This is a genomic window from Pseudomonas sp. NPDC086278 (assembly GCF_050280905.1).
Taxonomy (GTDB): Bacteria; Pseudomonadota; Gammaproteobacteria; order Pseudomonadales; family Pseudomonadaceae; genus Aquipseudomonas.
Genome location: NZ_JBNNWE010000007.1, coordinates 1 through 18066, shown reverse-complemented (window position 1 = coordinate 18066; position 18066 = coordinate 1). Strand labels below are relative to the sequence as shown.

Annotated in this window: 17 protein-coding genes and 1 rRNA gene; 8 read left to right on the top strand and 10 right to left on the bottom strand. The window is 61.5% G+C overall.

Features of this window, described 5'->3' with window-relative positions; translation table 11 throughout:
• Positions 1-28: 28 nt before the first annotated feature.
• Together ACQKP4_RS03930 and ACQKP4_RS03925 are read right to left on the bottom strand one after the other, a co-directional pair.
• Positions 29-763, bottom strand: coding sequence for a thioesterase II family protein (locus tag ACQKP4_RS03930; RefSeq protein WP_427630601.1), 735 nt, complete (start codon positions 761-763; stop codon positions 29-31).
• A 185-nt stretch (positions 764-948) separates the two neighbouring features.
• Positions 949-2121, bottom strand: a complete 1173-nt coding sequence (locus tag ACQKP4_RS03925; RefSeq protein WP_427630599.1) for an MFS transporter — start codon at positions 2119-2121, stop codon at positions 949-951.
• A 242-nt stretch (positions 2122-2363) separates the two neighbouring features.
• Here ACQKP4_RS03925 and ACQKP4_RS03920 point away from each other — a divergent pair, with 242 nt between their 5' ends.
• The 4 genes from ACQKP4_RS03920 (at position 2364) to ACQKP4_RS03905 (ending at position 6519) form a co-directional block, all read left to right on the top strand.
• Complete coding sequence (locus ACQKP4_RS03920) at positions 2364-3164, top strand: glucose 1-dehydrogenase (protein ID WP_427630597.1); 801 nt, start codon at positions 2364-2366, stop codon at positions 3162-3164.
• Positions 3157-4983, top strand: coding sequence for a glycoside hydrolase family 15 protein (locus tag ACQKP4_RS03915; protein WP_427630595.1), 1827 nt, complete (start codon positions 3157-3159; stop codon positions 4981-4983). Before ACQKP4_RS03920 ends, ACQKP4_RS03915 begins: the two co-directional genes overlap by 8 nt.
• 205 nt (positions 4984-5188) lie before the next feature.
• On the top strand, positions 5189-5578 hold the full coding sequence (locus tag ACQKP4_RS03910; protein WP_427630593.1) for a hypothetical protein: 390 nt from the start codon (positions 5189-5191) through the stop codon (positions 5576-5578).
• Between the two features lie 38 nt (positions 5579-5616).
• Positions 5617-6519 carry an alpha/beta fold hydrolase gene (locus ACQKP4_RS03905; RefSeq protein WP_427630591.1) on the top strand — a complete coding sequence of 301 codons (903 nt, stop codon included), beginning with the start codon at positions 5617-5619 and terminating at the stop codon, positions 6517-6519.
• On the opposite strand, the gene ACQKP4_RS03900 is transcribed toward ACQKP4_RS03905, so the two are convergent.
• Complete coding sequence (locus tag ACQKP4_RS03900; protein ID WP_427630589.1) at positions 6488-7471, bottom strand: GlxA family transcriptional regulator; 984 nt, start codon at positions 7469-7471, stop codon at positions 6488-6490. The genes ACQKP4_RS03905 and ACQKP4_RS03900 overlap by 32 nt on opposite strands.
• A 90-nt stretch (positions 7472-7561) precedes the next feature.
• On the opposite strand from ACQKP4_RS03900, the gene inhA reads away from it, so the two are divergent.
• Positions 7562-8245 (top strand): isonitrile hydratase, encoded by a 684-nt coding sequence (gene inhA / locus ACQKP4_RS03895; RefSeq protein ID WP_427630588.1) that lies wholly within the window; start codon positions 7562-7564, stop codon positions 8243-8245.
• Between the two features lie 356 nt (positions 8246-8601).
• On the opposite strand, the gene ACQKP4_RS03890 is transcribed toward inhA, so the two are convergent.
• Positions 8602-9402, bottom strand: a complete 801-nt coding sequence (locus tag ACQKP4_RS03890; RefSeq protein WP_427630586.1) for an aminoglycoside phosphotransferase family protein — start codon at positions 9400-9402, stop codon at positions 8602-8604.
• A 7-nt stretch (positions 9403-9409) separates the two neighbouring features.
• Entirely contained in the window at positions 9410-9898 is a 489-nt protein-coding gene (locus tag ACQKP4_RS03885; RefSeq protein ID WP_427630584.1) for an SRPBCC family protein, read from the bottom strand.
• Between the two features lie 202 nt (positions 9899-10100).
• On the opposite strand from ACQKP4_RS03885, the gene ACQKP4_RS03880 reads away from it, so the two are divergent.
• Positions 10101-10391 carry a hypothetical protein gene (locus ACQKP4_RS03880; protein WP_427630582.1) on the top strand — a complete coding sequence of 97 codons (291 nt, stop codon included), beginning with the start codon at positions 10101-10103 and terminating at the stop codon, positions 10389-10391.
• A gap of 48 nt (positions 10392-10439) precedes the next feature.
• Positions 10440-10841, top strand: coding sequence for a lysozyme inhibitor LprI family protein (locus ACQKP4_RS03875; protein WP_427630580.1), 402 nt, complete (start codon positions 10440-10442; stop codon positions 10839-10841).
• Positions 10842-10965: 124 nt separating this feature from the next.
• Here the strand turns inward: ACQKP4_RS03875 and ACQKP4_RS03870 are convergent, their stop codons facing one another.
• From ACQKP4_RS03870 to ACQKP4_RS03860, 3 genes are all read right to left on the bottom strand, one after another.
• Positions 10966-11991, bottom strand: a complete 1026-nt coding sequence (locus ACQKP4_RS03870; RefSeq protein WP_427630578.1) for a histone deacetylase family protein — start codon at positions 11989-11991, stop codon at positions 10966-10968.
• Between the two features lie 143 nt (positions 11992-12134).
• On the bottom strand, positions 12135-13364 hold the full coding sequence (locus tag ACQKP4_RS03865) for a Zn-dependent hydrolase (protein WP_427630576.1): 1230 nt from the start codon (positions 13362-13364) through the stop codon (positions 12135-12137).
• Between the two features lie 23 nt (positions 13365-13387).
• On the bottom strand, positions 13388-14698 hold the full coding sequence (locus ACQKP4_RS03860) for an MFS transporter (RefSeq protein ID WP_427630574.1): 1311 nt from the start codon (positions 14696-14698) through the stop codon (positions 13388-13390).
• Between the two features lie 162 nt (positions 14699-14860).
• On the opposite strand from ACQKP4_RS03860, the gene ACQKP4_RS03855 reads away from it, so the two are divergent.
• Positions 14861-15808, top strand: coding sequence for a LysR family transcriptional regulator (locus ACQKP4_RS03855; RefSeq protein WP_427630572.1), 948 nt, complete (start codon positions 14861-14863; stop codon positions 15806-15808).
• A gap of 12 nt (positions 15809-15820) precedes the next feature.
• On the opposite strand, the gene mrdA is transcribed toward ACQKP4_RS03855, so the two are convergent.
• Positions 15821-17713: a penicillin-binding protein 2 gene (mrdA, locus tag ACQKP4_RS03850; protein ID WP_427630570.1), complete on the bottom strand. Its 1893-nt coding sequence runs from the start codon at positions 17711-17713 to the stop codon at positions 15821-15823.
• 260 nt (positions 17714-17973) lie between these two features.
• Positions 17974-18066, bottom strand: a 5S ribosomal RNA gene (gene rrf, locus ACQKP4_RS03845); the annotation flags it as partial.

The following is an 18066-nucleotide window of genomic DNA, read 5'->3' as shown; positions in this document are numbered from 1 at the left end:
AGGGATTCGGCTTCCACAGGGATTTGGCTCAGGCGCTGGCGGCCATGGCGTGCCGGCGATGATGCACATCGAGCTGATCCTTGATCACCCGCAGCACCTTGGCTTCGTGTTCATGGATGAAGAAGTGCCCGCCGCCCAGCATGTCCACCGAGAAACTGCCGTGGGTTTCCTTGCTCCAGCCGATCAACTGCCCGGTGGTGGCGCGGTCGTCTTTGCCGCCGAGCACATGGATCGGGCAGTTGAGCAGAGGACGCTGTGCCGGCTCGAATCGGCCGCACAGCTGAAAGTCTGCGCGCAGAATCGGCAACGTCAGGCTCATCAACTCCTGATTGGCCAGCACTTCCTCACTTGTGCCATTGAGCGTGCGCAATTGCTCGATCAGCTCGGCGTCGGTCTTGGGCTCGGCGAACCCCCGATCGTAATCGAGCCGCATGGTCGGTGCCGCCGTGCCCGAAGCAAACAGCGCGACCGGCTCCGGACAACCCAGCGAGCGAAACGCGTGCGCCATTTCACAGGCGAGCAATGCGCCCAGACTGTGACCGAACAGCGCGTAAGGCGCCTTGAGCGTGGCTTTTTGTTCCTGCGCCAGTTGCAGCGCCAGGCGTCGCATGTCGGTGTGCAATGGCTCGCCGTACCGGGCGCCACGTCCCGGCAATTCCACAGGTTGCAGCGTGAGCCACTCCGGCAGTTTGCGCCGCCAGCGGCTATAGACCATGGCGCTCGCGCCGGAATAGGGCAGGCACAGCAATGTCAGCTGGGTCACCGGGCTTACCTCGAATAGTTGTCTGCTTAGAGAACGGACGAGCGCGGCGGGGAATTAGTCGTTCGGATAGTCCTGTGGGAGCGGGCTTGCTCGCGAAAGCGCTGTACCAGCCACCGTTGATGTCGACTGATACAGCGCGTTCGCGAGCAAGCCCGCTCCCACCATTGAGCTGTCTCAGTTGGTGTTTATTTCAAATGGCGGAAGCTCTGCACGGCGGAACCAAGCACCACGGCCCCGGCGGCAATCGCCAGCCAAAACCCGCTGCGCGCGCCCAACGCATCCACCAGCCAGCCCGAACCGGCCGCGCCAATGGCCACGCCGATGCTCAACCCCGTCACCAGCCAGGTCAGGCCTTCGGTCAATTTGGCCGGTGGCACGATGCGTTCCACCAGTGCCATCGCGACGATCAGCGTCGGCGCAAAGAACAGCCCGGCGACGAACACCGCCAGCGACAACCCGAAAATGTTGGTCGCCAACAGCAACGGCAGCGTGGTCACCGCCGTCGCCACCCCGCCGTACAGAAACAAACGCGGCAGCGGCACTTTTGAGCGCAATGCGCCGAACGCCAGCCCGGCCAGGCACGAGCCAATCGCGTAGACCGACAGCACAATACTCGCCGCCGCCGGTTGCCCCTGCTGCTGGGCGAACGCCACGCTGACCACATCGACCACGCCCACAATGGTGCCCATGGCGACCATCAACAACATCAGCAACTGAATCTCGCTGGAACGAATGATCGAGCCTTGTTGGTGTTCCTCGTGCGGGTGAATCGCCGGTTCGGTGCCGCGCTGCAACACAAACGCCGTAACGCCAATCGCCAGCATCAGCAATGCCGCCAACGGGCCCGCCTCCGGGAACGCGACCACGCACAACCCGACCGACAGCGGCGGCCCGACGATAAAGCACACCTCGTCCAGTACCGATTCCAAGGCATACGCGGTTTGCAGTTCGGGCCGGCCGCGATAGACCTCGGTCCAGCGCGCCCGGACCATCGCCGACATGCTCGGCATGCAACCGGCCAGCGCGGCAAACACAAACAACGTCCATTGCGGTGCCTGGAACCGGGTGCACAGCAACAGCAGCAACAGCGCCCCGCCACCGATCAAGGCGGCAATCGGCAAGACTCGTCCCTGGCCGTAACGGTCGACCAGCCGCGAGACTTGCGGCGCACAAAACGCCGTGGCCAGGGCAAACGTTGCGGTTACCGCGCCGGCCAGACCGTAGCCGTTGTGCAACTGCGAGAGCATGGTGATCAGGCCGATGCCGGTCATGGAAATCGGCATGCGCGCGATCATCCCGGCCAGCACGAATGCCCGGCTGCCTGGGGCGTTGAACAGTTCGCGGTAAGGATTGGCCATGGTTCGGGGTCTCGACAAGGGACTGCACGTTGCCATAAGGCAGAGCGAGGGGAAAGTCGGCAATTGTTGGTGGAGTGTGAAGGCCCGTTCGCGGGCAAGCCCACCCTTGAAACGCTTTCCCCTGTGGGAGCGGGCTTGCTCGCGAAGGGGCCGGCACCGGCAACCTTTGCCTGTGCCAAATGAACTCTCTCCCGCCCGCACCAGTCAGCTAATTAGGCCCTCACTTCAAGGCGCTAACCGACATGCTGATTTCCCTCGACCAACAAGTCGCCCTGATCACCGGCGCCAGTTCCGGCATTGGTGCCGGCGCCGCCAAGGCCCTGGCCGCCGCCGGTGCCGCCGTGGTGATCAACTACAACTCGCAACCCGCACCCGCCGAAGAACTGGCCCGGCAGATCAACGCTGAAGGCGGGCGCGCCCTCGCCATCGGTGCCGACGTCTCCAAGGAAGAAGACGTCGAGCGCTTGTTCGCGCAGACCCTCGATGCCTTCGGTTCGCTGGACATTCTGGTGGCCAATTCGGGCATGCAAAAAGACGCCAGCGCCGTGGACATGAGCCTGGCCGACTGGAATCAGGTCATCGGCGTCAACCTCACCGGGCAGTTCCTTTGCGCCCGCGCGGCCCTGCGCATCTTCAATCGACAAGGCATCCGCGAAGGCGTGTCCCGGGCCGCCGGCAAAATCATTCACATGAGTTCGGTGCACCAGCGCATTCCCTGGGCCGGTCATGTCAATTACGCGGCGTCCAAGGGCGGCGTCGACCTGCTGATGCAAACGCTGGCCCAGGAAGTCAGCCACCAGCGCATTCGCATCAACGGCATCGCGCCGGGGGCGATTCGCACGGCGATCAACCGCGCCGCCACCGAAGGCGCGGCCGCCGAAGAACTGCTCAAGCTGATTCCTTATGGCCGCATAGGTGATGTCGAGGACATCGCCAACGCGGTGGTATTCCTGGCCTCCGACGCCTCCGACTACATAGTCGGCACCACCCTGTTCATCGACGGCGGCATGAGCCTCTATCCGGAGTTTCGCGGCAATGGCTGATCATCATCCCGAACGACAAAGCCCTATCGACGCCCACGGCATCATCGGCGACATGCGCAGTGCGGCACTGGTCAACGACAAGGGCAGCGTGGACTTTTTCTGCTGGCCGGAATTCGACAGTCCGTCGATCTTCTGCTCGCTGCTGGACACCCCCGAGGCCGGCATTTTTCAACTGTTCCCGGACTTGCCCGACGCCCGTCGCGAACAAATCTACCTGCCCGACACCAACGTGCTGCAAACCCGCTGGCTCAGCGACCGCGCAGTCGTCGAGATCACCGACTTGCTGCCAATCGGCGACAGCGAAGACGATTTGCCGATCCTGATGCGCCGGGTGCGGGTGGTCAGCGGCGAGGCGACGTTCCACCTGCGCTGCGCGGTGCGCCACGACTACGCTCGCGCCAAAACCCGCGCGCGGATGGAGCAAAAAGACGTGGCCTTCGAGGCCGCCGATCAACCGTCCATGCGCCTGTCTTCTGATCAACCGTTGCAGGTGGAGGGCGATGCTGCGGTGGCGCAGTTCACCTTAAAACAGGATGAAAGCGCGCAATTCCTGCTCGGCGGCCTCGACGATCCACGCTTCCAGGAAGGTGGCGCCGCGATGTGCATGGAGCGCACGTTGAAGTTCTGGCGCGACTGGATCGGCCAATCCAATTACCGCGGGCGCTGGCGGGAAATGGTCAACCGCTCGGCCTTGGCGTTGAAGCTGCTGACCTCGCGCAAACACGGGGCAATCCTCGCCGCCGCGACCTTCGGCCTGCCGGAAACTCCGGGGGGCGAACGCAACTGGGATTATCGCTACACCTGGATCCGCGATTCGTCGTTCACCATCTACGCCTTCATGCGCCTGGGCTTCGTCGAGGAAGCCAACGCCTACATGAACTGGTTGCGCGGGCGGGTCAGCGATTGCCGTGGCAACTCGATGAAACTCAACATTCTTTACGCGATGGATGGGCGTCAGGAATTGCCGGAAACCGAACTTGCGCACCTGTCCGGCCATGGCGGCGCCCAGCCGGTGCGCATTGGCAACGGTGCGTACGATCAGGTCCAGCTCGACATTTTTGGCGAACTGATGGACGCGGTATACCTGGTCAACAAATACGGCGACGCCATCTCTCACGAAGGCTGGAAACACGCGTCGGAGGTGGTCGATCAAGTCTGCGAAACCTGGCAGCAGCAAGACGTGGGCATCTGGGAAATGCGCGGCGAACAGCACCACTTCCTGCACTCGCGGCTGATGTGCTGGGTCGCACTGGACCGCGCCATCCGCCTCGCCTCCAAACGCTCCCTGCCCGCCCCGTTCGCCCGCTGGGACCAGACGCGCCAGGCGATCTACGCCGACATCTGGGCAAATTTCTGGAACGAAGAGCGCGGGCATTTTGTGCAGCACATTGGCGGGACCGCACTCGATGGTTCGATGCTGTTGATGCCGTTGGTGCGCTTCGTCAGCGCCAAGGATCCGCGCTGGCTCTCGACCCTGGAAGCCATCCAGAAAACCCTGGTGCGCGATGGCATGGTGTACCGCTATCGCAACGAAGACGCGCAGATTGACGGGCTCGATGGCACCGAAGGCGCGTTCGCCGCGTGCTCGTTCTGGTACGTCGAATGCCTCGCCCGGGCGGGTCAGGTGGAAAAGGCGCACCTGGAATTTGAACAATTGCTGCGCTACGCCAACCCGCTGGGGTTGTACGCCGAAGAGTTCGACAGCCATGCGCGACACCTGGGCAACACGCCGCAAGCGTTGACGCATTTGGCGCTGATCAGCGCGGCGAGTTTTCTTGATCGCAAACTGAGCGGGCAAAAAACCTACTGGCAACCTTGAGACCGAGGCGCTGGCTTCGCGGGCGGCGATCCGACTTGCCGCCTGACTCACTCGACAGCCTTGCAGGCCCGGCACCTACACGCGGTAAACAACCCGCGTTGCGCCTCGCAGAATCGTTTGTTGCCAGCCGTTACATCCTTACCTAACATCGCCGTCAGCGGGTACAGCGGAGCTGTCCAACAAAACCCGAATTCAAGGAACCAGAATGAGCCAGCGCATCCACCGCAGCATCGACTCCCCTCTCCGGTCAGGCCTGAACCGTGACGAACTGTGGGAAGCCTCCGACAAGGGCCTGATCAAATGCTGGGAAATCGGCCGCCAGCGCGCCGAGCGCTTCCCCGAACTTGCCCGGCGCTGCTTCGCCGGCGAACTGCCAGTGCTGGGCTGGAAAGGGGGCGTGAGCCGCAGCCTGAAAAAACTCGAGAAATACGGCTCGCTCAAATACCTCGCGCAGTGGCAGGGATTGCGCGGCGAGGATCTGGACGTTGATCTGGCTGAAGAGCGGGCATTGACGTGTTCGCGAACCCACATGGTGGTGACATTTACGCCGGACCGGTCGAAGTACTTCAATCAGGTGGCGGAAGTCGAAGCCTAGGCTGGCACAGCGTTGCAATGACCTTTCCGGAGAATCAAATGAACCGCGAAGCGTTGATCCGATACGCCCTGACCCCAAGCCTGAACATCGCTTACGAAGAACACGGCCCGGCCTCCGGCGACGCGGTGATCCTGCTTCACGGTTTTCCCTATTCCCCCCGCGCCTACGATGCCGTCGCCCCGGCCCTCGCGGCACTGGGCTGCCGCGTCATCGTGCCGTACCTGCGCGGTTATGGCCCGACGCGTTTCAACCGTCCCGAGACGCCGCGCTCGGGCCAGCAAGCCGCCCTCGCCCAGGATTTGCTGGACCTGATGGATGCGCTCGCCATTCAGCAAGCCGCGCTGTGCGGCTACGATTGGGGCGGTCGCGCCGCTTGCATCGTCGCAGCGTTGTGGCCGGAACGGGTCCGGTGTCTGGTGACGGGCGATGGCTACAACCTGCAAGACATCCCGCATTCCACCAAGCCGCTGGACCCGCAAACCGAGCACCGGCTCTGGTATCAGTACTATTTCCACACGGCGCGAGGCGTTGCCGGTTTGACCGACAATCGCCGGGCGTTCTGCCAATGGCTGTGGGAGCTATGGTCACCGACATGGCCCGCCAGCGCCGAACGTTATCCGTTGAGCGCCCCGGCTTTCGACAATCCGGACTTCGTCGACGTGGTGATTCACTCCTATCGCCACCGGTTCATGTATGTGGCCGGCGACCCGGCGCTTGAATGGATGGAGCAGGCACTGACGCGGCAACCACCGATCAGCGTGCCGACGATTTCCCTGTGCGGCGCCGACGATGGCGTCGGCCCCGCACCTGAGGTCGACGACGATATCGAGCACTTCACCGGTGCCTATGAGCGGCGGGTGCTGGCGGGCGTGGGCCATGACATTCCCGAAGAGGCGCCCGAGGCGACGATCAAGGCATTGCTGGATCTGTTGCAGCGCTGACCGAAAAGCGCTCGCGGTAGGCTTGCGGCGTGACGCCCATGGCCCTGAGGAAACTGCGGCGCAGGGTTTCTTCACTGCCAAAGCCGCATTGCACCGCTACCCGTTTGATCGGCAAACCGGTATCGCTGAGCAGCCGCCGCGCGGTTTCGACCCGAATCAGTTCGATGGCCCGCGCCGGCGTCTGGCCGGTGTCGGCGCGGTAATGACGGACGAAGCTGCGCTCGCTCATGCCGGCCTGCAACGCCAGGGTCGGGATGCCAAGCTCTTGGGTCAGATTTTCACTGATCCAGGCATGAAGCTCGTCGAAACGACCACCTTCCTTTTGCAACGACAAGGTCACGCTGAACTGCGACTGCCCGCCCGGACGCTTCAGGAACACCACCAGTTGCTGCGCCACTTCCAGGGCCACGCCTCGGCCCAGGTCCGCTTCGACCATCGCCAGCGCCAAGTCAATGCCCGCCGTGACGCCGGCCGAGGTCCACACCGGGCCGTCATTGATAAAAATCGGATTGGGCTCGACCTGCAACAGCGGATGCTTCTGCGCCAGTTGCTCGCACCGCGTCCAGTGCGTGACCACCCGCCGTCCATCCAGCCAACCGCTGGCCGCCAGCAAAAACGCCCCGGTGCACACCGATGCGACCCGACGGCAGCCGGTGGCATGTTCGCGTACCCACGCCACCAATGACGGGTCTTCGGCCGCCGCATACACGCCCCAGCCACCGGCGATGATCAACGTGTCACTCGCGGCATCAGGCAACGGTTCGGCCAGCAGCGCCAACCCCGCCGACGACATCACCGCCCCGCCGCCACCGACAATCACCGTTGGTGCATAAGGCACCGGCAAACCCTTTTGACGGGCAATATCGTTGGCGGAAGCAAACACCTGCAGCGGCCCGGTGACATCGAGCAGTTGCACATTGGTAAACGCGAGCACATGAATGGCTTTCGGCATGTTTGGCGTAATTCGTGGGGTGATTGGCGGATACGCCAAAGGCTACGAGCCTATAGTGAAGCCGTCCACCCACTTCAGGAGAAAAATGCCATGACGTTGCAGATCGGTTTTCTGTTGTTTCCGCAGATTCAGCAACTGGACCTGACCGGCCCTTACGACGTGCTGGCGTCGCTGCCGGACGTGAAGGTGCATCTGATCTGGAAGGACTTGATGCCGATCACCGCCAGCACCGGCCTGATGCTCACACCGACCATCACCTTCGACGATTGCCCGGCGCTGGATGTGATCTGCGTGCCCGGCGGCAGCGGTGTCGGCCCCTTGATGGAAGATCAGCAAACCCTGGCCTTCATCAAGGCGCAGGCTGCGAGCGCGCGGTACGTCACGTCAGTCTGTACCGGCTCGCTGGTCCTCGGCGCTGTTGGCCTGCTCAAAGGCAAGCGAGCCACCACTCACTGGGCTTATCACGAGTTGCTTGCGCCATTGGGCGCGATCCCGGTGAAAGATCGGGTGGTGCGTGACGGTAACCTGTTGACGGGCGGCGGGATCACCGCCGGGATCGATTTTGCCCTGACCCTCGCGGCGGAGTTGTTCGACACAGACACGGCGCAGCGTGTGCAGTTGCAGCTGGAATACGCGCCGGCACCACCGTTCAATTCGGGTAGCCCGCAAACTGCACCGGCTGCGGCGCTGGAAGAAGCCACCCGGCGTTTGGCGCCAGCGTTGCAGCAACGGACGCTGATTACCGAACGGGTAGCCGCAACGCTGGAGTTGTAGGAAAACACGGTGGGAGCGAGGCGGCTCGCGAAGGAAATGCGCGTGAACCCGCGGATACCGGTTGTTCGGTCTTCGTCGGAATGACACGGTAAGCCGGCTCGCTCCCACCGATGCCTTCCGACTTTTCGACAGGCAAAAAAAACCCGCCAGAGGCGGGTTTTTCCCAAGACCATTGTCGACTCCCTGTCGGCAGCGAATCCTTGCTAATGGTCGATCATCCGTGATCCTGAAACACTCCCTGTGCTTCAGTTGATGGCGCTAGATTAACCGTCGGATCCAATCTGCAATAGACGACATAGCTACCATCGCGTGTAAGACATTCGCTATAGCGGCCCTTCCGATAACCCTTAGACGCGTCAGGCACCGAGCCTGGAAGCCGCGAGTTCCGCGACCTGCAGCTGACCTTGCGCTTGCAGGACGTCGTTATCCTCAAGAAACCACGCCGCCGACAGTCCGCCAAACGCCAGCACCCATTGCAACAGTCGGCGCTGTTCAAGCCCGGCGGCTTCGGCCACGACGTCGACTTGTCGGTGAAAACGCCGAGGATCAATCGCCGTCGGTAAATCGGGATTACAGATCAGGTTGGCGTAGTCAAACCCGCGCTCGCCAATCACCCGCTTGGGATCGATGGCCAGCCAGCCTCGCGACTGGAAATCCAGCAGGTTGTCGTGGTGCATGTCGCCGTGCAACACCACCACGTCCTGCGGCTCGGCCAGCAATGTTTCGGCGGTGGCCAGGCAGAGGGAGTAGGCGCCGCCGTGTTGTTCCGCCGCCCGGCGCAGCGACCTGAACCAGCGCGACAAAGGCACTAGCGGCGGTGGCGGCGACAGGCGTGGCGCATGCAACCGCGCCAGCGCCGAACACAGGATGCTGCTGGCCTGATCATCCTGACCGTTGAGCGCCATGTGCATCAACGACCGCTCGCCTTGCGCACGTTCCAGCACCAATGCTGCGTCGTGATGCGCGTAAACCCGCGCGGCACCCTCGCCGTCCCACCAGGTCATCAGCAGATTGCCGAATTTTTCTTCATCATCGATGGCGACTTTCAGCATCGCCGGCGCCTCGCCCATGCGCACCGGCAGCAAACGACTGCCGGGGGTGATGATCGGCTCGCCGTCCGGCACCAGCGCCCAGCGTTGCAACCAGGGTTCAAACATGCAGCCTCTACTCTTGCGGTTGGACGTCGGCTTTGGTGCCTGTTTTCAAGAACATTTCAATATTGTTCATCTGCTCATCCCAGCCGCGGCTGTCCATGCGGAACGCCTTGAGCCTGCGATGTTGGGGGATGTGATCAAAACCGGACTCGGTGACCGTCAACAAGGTGCCGTTATCCATGTCTTCAAGCTCGAACTTCACCAACGTCGTGGGCTCCTGGGAGTAGTCGACCTCCGGCTCCACCGCATACGGGTGCCAGCGAAACGAAAACACCCGCTCCGGCTCGACCCGTTCTACCAGCACATTCCACAGCAAATGTTCATACCCGGGATAGGTAATCTGCCCCTGTGTCCACTCGCCGGCGACAAAGCGCTTGCCCTCCAGCGCCACTCCAAACCACTGCCCGAAAGCCTCGGCATTGGCCAACACGCGCCAGACCTGCGAGCGCGGCGTTTTGAGCAGGATCTTCCTTTTGATGCGATCTGATGCTGGGTTCATAAGTCACCTCCTGTATCGAACAGTAGGCCTGTAAGACCACAAGACCAACCTTAAAGTTGTATCAATGGGCTGGCGATTGTCGTTGCCTGGCGCAATCTTGCCGGTTGATTCGAGGGGAAAAAGCCTGAAAATGCCCTTCAACGTTCAAGTCTCAACCATTCCTGACTAGACTCGCACTGTCATCTCACTCGAGAAACCGATCATGTCCTTGCCCCGCCTCTTCGTTCTGTCCTCGCTGCTGTGCCTCAGCGCCTGCGCCACCTCGGTCGCTCACTGGAGCAAGCCCGGTGCGATTCAGGCGGATGTCGACAAGGATAAAGCGCAATGTCAGTACCAGGCCAAGTCGGCGACGGCCAGTTACAGCAGCACGCCTTCAGATAAAAGCATGTCGGCGGCGGTAGGGGCCGGGGTTGGGGACGGGATTGTCGTCGCCGAAAAGCAGATCGACCTGGTCAATGACTGTATGCACTTGCGCGGTTATACCGGCAACTGACTGCCGCTACACTGCGCAGCCATTTTTCACGTCTGAGCGAGAACCTTCATGAACTCACGCATACTTCTGGCGCTGACGCCGCTGCTGTTCACCTCGGTTGCCCATGCCGTGGACTGCGGCAACGCCACGGATCAGGCGACGATGAATCAGTGCGCCGCGCAGCAGAACAAGGACGCGGACAAGGCGTTGAATGCGCTTTACCAGCAGATCACCGCCAGGTTGAAAGCCAATCCTGACAGCAAAAAACTGTTGGTCGGCGCGCAACGAGCGTGGGTTGCGTTTCGCGATGCCGAGTGCAAGTTCTCCAGCGCCGGCGTGGAAGGCGGGAGTGTTTATCCGTTGATTTACAACAACTGCGTGACGGAATTGACCAAGGCGCGGGTAGAAACCTTCAAGACGTATTTGAAGTGCCAGGAGGGGGACTTGAGTTGCCCGGTGCCGGGCGCCTGATTGTTCGCTGACGGGTAACCTCTGCGCGAGCCGGCGCCCTCCCACATTGGCCCGCGTTCTTTGCGAAGAACCCGGTCAACGGTGGGAGGCTGCTCGCGAAGGTAATCGCCCAGGACTCAAAACCTCAACGCTGCCACACCTCGGCATTCACAAAAAACGCCCGCGCATTATCCTCAAGACTTTCCAGGTGATACCCGCCCTCCTGCACAATCAGGCACGGCAACCCCAGGCCACGAATGCGCTCGCCCAGGCGCGCAAACCCCTCCCGCGTCACCGCCACTTTGCTCTGCGGGTCCAGCTCGAAAATATCGAAGCCCAGCGACAGCACCAACACCTCGGCACCGAACGCTGTCACCGCCGCCAGTGCTACGTCGAGTTGCCCGAGGAAATCCGCTTCGCTCGAACCGTGCGCCATCGGCAAGTTGAGGTTGAACCCCTCGCCTGCCCCGGCACCGCGCTCATCGCCAAACCCGGCGACCCCTGGATAGAAATTGGTCGGATCGCCATGCACCGAGACATACAGCACGTCATCGCGGTCGTAGAAAATCTCCTGAATCCCCTGCCCGTGGTGCATGTCGGTGTCGAGCACCGCGACGCGGGCAAAACCGCCACGCAAGACCTGGGCGGCTACGGCTGCGTTGTTGACATAACAGAAACCACCGGCCGCTTCAGCCCGGGCGTGGTGGCCCGGTGGACGGCACAAAGCGTAAGCCGCTGGCTCGCCATCGAGTAACGCTTGCGCCCCGGCCACCGCGCTTTGCGCCGACCAATAGGCCGAACGCCAGGTTTGCTCGCCGACCGGGCAACTGCCGTCCGCCAGATACCGGGCGGCCTGAGCCAGAATGCCGCGCAGGGCATTGGGTTCGCGCACGAAGATGTTCGACATCACTTCGTCGCCCCAATCCTCAGGGATTTCCTTCCAGCGCTGATGCGCCTCCTGCAAGAACGTCAGGTATGGCGCGCCATGAACCGCCAGCAACGGCGCGAGCCCGGCGTCGGCCGGTTGTTCGACGTCAAAGCCCAGCGAATGGGCAGCCTGCACCAGTCGTTGCACGCGCTCCGGCACTTCCTGCGGCGTGCGCATCTGTCCGCGCGAGTAGTAAGTGCGTGGATGGTGAAGCAATTGTTCGGGGTGGAAAAAACTGCGCATGGGCTAATACCTGTCAGTAAACATGAATCTCACGATCCCGGTGGGAGCGGGCTTGCTCGCGAAGGCGGTGTGTCGGCCACTGCAAAGGTCGACTGATAAACCGCTTTCGCGAGCAAGCCCGCTGCGACAGGGGGGATTGCGTTCTAGTCGGCTTTTTCGGCGCGGGCCAGTACTGCGTTGAGTAACACATCGGTGCCCTGTCGCACGTCTTCGGGCAGTACGTCCTCGGCTTCGTTATGGCTCAGGCCGCCGACACACGGAATAAACACCATCGCCGTCGGGCAATAGCGCGCCAGCAGAATCGCGTCGTGCCCGGCGCCGCTGACAATCGATTGCTGAGCGTAGCCCAGCGCATCCACCGCCTGCTGCACCGCCGCCACACAGTCGGCATCGAATGGCGTCGCCGGGCTGATCCAGTGCACAGTGATCGTCGCCGCCAAACCACGCCCGTCGGCAATCGCTTGAAGCCGCGCCCGGACTTGCTGCTCCATGGCCTCGATGGCGTCGTCGCGGTGATGACGCAGATCGACAGTGAAATTCACCCGCCCCGGAATGGTGTTGCGCGACGACTTGCTGATGTTCAATTCGCCGACGGTGGTCAGACCTTCCGGAGCGAAATCCGCCGCCAACGCTTCGATCGACTGAATCATTTGCGCCACGCCGTACAGGGCATCCTTACGCAGTGGCATCGGCGTGGTGCCGGCGTGTGCCGCCATGCCCTCGACCTGCACGTCGAGCCAGCGAATCGCCTGGCCACCGCTGACCACGCCAATGCTTTTAGCGTTGTCTTCAAGGATCGGGCCTTGTTCGATATGCGCTTCAAAATACGCATCCACTGCACCGCCCAACGGGCGCGAGCCGGCGTAACCGGTACGCTTCAGTTCGTCGGCGACGCTGAGGCCATTGACGTCCCGCACGGCGAGCGCGGCATCGAGTTTCATGATCCCGGTGAACACTGCCGAGCCGAACATCGCCGGGGTGAAGCGCGCGCCTTCTTCGTTGGTCCAGACCGCCACTTCCAGCGGCTTGCGGGTCTGGATGCCGAGGTCGTTGAGGCAACGCACCACTTCCAGGCCGGCGAGTACGCCGTAGACGCCGTCGAAACGACCGCCCTCGGGTTGAGTGTCGAGGTGGCTGCCCATCATCACCGGCGCGGCGTGCGGGTCGGTGCCCTCGCGACGGGCGAACAGGTTGCCGATGGCATCCACACTCAGGCTCATGCCGGCCTCGCGGCACCAATGGGCAAACAGTTCGCGACCGGCCTTGTCTTCGTCGCTGAGGGCCAGACGGCAACTGCCTCCGCGAACAGTGGCGCCGATCTCGGCCATCGCCATCAGGCTCGCCCACAGGCGTTCGCCATTAATTTTCAACATGAATCGATCCTCGAAAACGGTGACTAAGCGCTGGCCATTTCCATGCGCTCGGCGTTGGCATGGCGACGGGCCAGGGACAGTACGCAGATCAGCGAAGTGGCGGCGATCAGGCTGTAGAACACCGCCATCGGCCACCATTGACCGGCGAACTTATGTGCCAGCAGAGTCCCGATCAGTGGCGTCAAACCGCCGGCCACGGCACCGCAAATCTGGTACGCAAGCGAGATCGCGGTGTAGCGCACGCGGGTCTCGAACATGCCGCTGACGTACCCGGCGATCACCGCGTAGAACGACGCCATACACACCACCGCCAGCGCAATGCCAAGGATGATCAGCGGCGCCTGGGCCGAACTGACCAGCACGAACATCGGGTACGGCGAGGCCATCGCCAGCAGCGACACCAGGCACAGGAAACGGGTAGCGCCGATTTTCTCGGCGATCCACGCGGCCAGCGGTTGAACGCAGAACTGAATGATCGCGACCACAAACAGGCACTCAAGGATCAGCGAGCGCGGCAGTTCGAGTTGCTGGGTGGTGTAGGCGATCATGAAGGTGTTGGTGAAATACACCCCGGCAATCCCCAGGGTGTTGGCTCCGATGCACAGCAGCAAGGGGCGCCACGCGGTGCGCAGCACTTCCATGACCGGCGCCTGCTCTTTGCGCGTGCTTTTGGCCGCCAATTCGCGGCTGGCGAGGAACTCCGGCGATTCACTCACACCCAGACGAATCGCCAAGCCGACCAGCAGTAACAACGAACTGGCAAGGAACGGCAGACGCCAGCCCCAGCTCATCAGGTCGTCTTCCGGCAAGCGAGTGACCGCGCTGAAGGCCAATAGCGACAGGATCAAACCGGCCGGGCTGCCCAGTTGTGCAAAGGAGGCGAAGAAATTGCGCCGCCCCTTCGGCGCATGTTCGCCGGCCATCAACACCGCCCCGCCCCACTCGCCACCGACGGCAATGCCCTGGACGATGCGCAGCAGAATCAGCAGCACTGGCGCTGCCGCGCCGATTTGCGCGTAGGTCGGCAGCAAACCAATGCACACCGTAACCACCCCCATCATCAGCAAGGTGATGATCAGCGACTTCTTGCGGCCAATGCGGTCACCGATATGGCCGAAAATAATGCCGCCCAACGGCCGCGCAAAAAAACCGACGGCAAAGGTGCCGAAGGCGGCCATGGTGCTGAACAGTTTGTCGTCGGAGGGGAAGAACAACGCGCCGAACACCAGCGCGGCGGCGGTCGCGTAGATGTAAAAGTCGTACCACTCGATCATGGTGCCGATGAAGGCGGCAGCGGCCGCACGGCGCGGTTGGGGCGAAGCAATGGGCTTCATGGGTCGGGCTCCTTTGGTTATTTTTTTGGCAGGAGGAAATCGGCGCATTCGAGGCACTCTGACGGCGCCTGTCTGGGGGTGATTTTTCGTCTCGAGGCTATGATTAGTCAATTTTCTATTTATTATTCTGATTATTACTACTGCTTATAATCGAGAACCGCCATGGCCGAACGCGACGTGCAACGCCTGCTCAATGACCGTCTGGACTGGAACCTGCTGCGCACCTTTCGGGTGATCGGCCAGGAGCTGAGTATCAGCCGTGCCGCCGCCCGCCTGCACCTGACGCAGCCGGCGGTGAGCCAGGCACTGAAACGTCTGGAGGAGCAACTGGGGCGTCAACTGATCGCCCGCCGCGGACCGCGTTTTGCCCTGACTGAAGTCGGCGAACAGATCTTCGAACTGGCCGGGGAAATCTACGGACAGATGTCCCAGGTCAGCAGCGTGCTGGAGCAACCGGCCGACGAAGTGATCGGCAAAGTGCGGCTACTGATCATCAGCCGGATCTTTTCCGAGCGTTTCGATGATTTCCTCGCCGACTTCCATCGCCAGCATCCGCGAGTGGATCTTGAGGTGGACGTAATGCGCAGCTCCGACATCGTCAGCGCGCTTCAGGAGAAAACCGCGACGCTGGGCTTGAGCCTCAATCGCCGCCCGCAGCCTCGCCTGGAACAGCGGCTGTTCCTGCGTCAGCGCTATGCATTTTTTTGTGGCAGGCACCATGCGCTGTTTGGCCAGCAGAACGTCGCCGAAGGGGACTTGCAGCGTGAGAATTTCGTCAGTTTCACCAGTGACCAGATCGGCGGCATGCTCTCGCCGCTGACGATCTTTCGTGATCAACAGGGCTTCAGCGGACGCATCGTCGCCTCGTCCTCGAGCCTGGAAGAAGTCCGGCGACTGGTGATCGCCGGCTTCGGTATCGGTTGTCTACCCGAGCACGTGGTGGCGGCGGACATCGACGCTGGATTGCTCTGGCGCCTGCCGCCCCACGAAGGCATTGCCGATGTGGATATTCATTTGTTGTGGAACCGCGAACAGCGCATGAGCCGAGCCGAAACGATCTTCATCGACAGCCTGCAGCACATGCTCAGCAGGCCTGAGCCCGTGCTGTAACGCCCTGATCGCTCAAACGTGCGGATCGCCGGGCGGTTTGCTTGGTGTCGCGTACTGCGGCTTCAGGTGTCCGTCCTGATCGAGCAACCAGGCGTCCATGATCTGCCGCACCACCGGGCCGGCGACTCGACCACCAGCCTCGCCGTTCTCGATCATCACCGAGATGACAATTTTCGGATGCTCCGCCGGCGCGAAACCGACGAACAAGGCGTTGTCGCGGTTACGTTCCAGGGTTTTCGCCCGGTTGTAGCGCTCACCTTGTTTGATCGCAACCACTTGCGCGGTACCACTCTTGCCGGCGATACGGTACTGAGCACCCTGCGCGGCCGCTCGGGCAATCCCGCGCGCGTCGTGCATGACCATTTGCATACCGTGGTTGACCTGCTCCCAGTCACGCGGATCCTTGAGCAGGATATTCGGCATCGGATGTTCGTCTACCGGTGCCACACCATCCACCGTCTTGGCCAGGTGCGGTCGATTCCACACACCCTTGTTGGCAATCAGCGCGGTGGCCTGGGCCAGTTGCAACGGCGTGACTTGCATGTAGCCCTGGCCAATGCCGAGGATCACGGTCTCACCCGGGAACCACGGTTGACGCCGTGTGGCGCGCTTCCAGGCTTGAGAGGGCATTAGGCCGGCAGACTCTTCGAACATGTCCAGCGAGACCTTCTCGCCAAGCCCGAACATCGCCATGTAGTCGTGCAAGCGATCGATGCCGAGCTTGTGCGCGAGATCGTAGAAATAGGTGTCGTTGGACCGCATGATCGCTGCGTCCATGTCCACCCAGCCATCGCCACTGTGGTTCCAGTTACGGTATTTGTGATCGAAGTCCGGGAGCTGGTAGTAACCGGGATCGAAGACGCGCGTCTGCGGGGTCACCACACCGGCATCCAGGCCGGCAATCGCCACTTCAGGCTTGATCGTCGAACCGGGCGCGTAAAGGCCGCGCAGCACGCGGTTGAACAGAGGCCGATCAATGGAATCGTGCAGCGCTGCGTATTCCTTGAAACTGATGCCGGTCACAAACATGTTCGGGTCGAAACTGGGTTTGCTGACCATGGCGAGCACTTCGCCGGTCGATGGATCAAGCGCGACCACGGACCCGCGACGATCACCCAACGCCTCCTCCGCCGCTTTTTGCAGATTGACGTCCAGGCTCAGGACGATGTTTTTGCCGGGGATTGGATCAGTGTGCTTGAGCACACGCAGCACGCGGCCCTGGGCATTGGTTTCGACTTCCTCGTAACCGACGTGGCCGTGCAGTTCGGATTCGTAAAACTTCTCGATACCGGTTTTACCGATGGATTGGGTGCCACGGTATTCAACGTTATCGAGGGCTTTGGATTCTTTTTCGTTGATGCGGCCGACGTAGCCGATCGAATGTGCGAAATGCGCGCCCATCGGGTAATGACGGACGAATTGCGGTTCGACGTCGAGCCCCGGCAGGCGGAATTCATTCACCGCCAGCACGGCGATCTGCTGTTCAGTGAGCTCGTAGAACAGAGTGACGGGCACAAAGGGGTGACGAGCCTGTTTCATGGCCTTGTCGAACAGTGTTCGATCTTCGGCTGGCAATTGCAGGAGGTTGACCACCTCATCCAGTTCTTCTTTCACATCGGTGGCGCGTTCACGGGTGATGGTCAGATTGAAGCTGGGACGGTTGTCTGCAAGGACTACCCCATTGCGGTCGTAAATCAGCCCGCGAGTCGGGGTGATCGGCAAGACATGGACGCGGTTGTTTTCGGAGATCGTCGAGTGGTAATCAAATTCGACCACTTGCAACACATACATGCGCACGATCAGTGCGCAGGAAATGGCAACAACGAACAAGGCGCAGGCTATCAACCGTTTGTTGACCAGCCGCGTCTCTTTTTCGTGGTCCTTGATGGGTATGGGCTCGGGCATTTCTGTAGCAGCTCTTTGACGATGAAGGGGCGCCGATCCGTAGGCGTGAAAATCAGTCCGTTAAAAAACGAGCTGCACCATACCAAAAACAGGGCAATCACTTTAGTGCGATTTCCTATAAGGGCTGTCCTTGACGGCCAAAACGACGGTCGGTTTTTTAGGCTGATGCGGCATTTTTCTTATTTTTTGGCACCTGGCACTTAATTCCGGGCAAAACAAAACCCCTACCTGCATACGCAGATAGGGGTTTCGGAATTTAATCTTGACGATGACCTACTCTCACATGGGGAAACCCCACACTACCATCGGCGATGCATCGTTTCACTGCTGAGTTCGGGATGGGATCAGGTGGT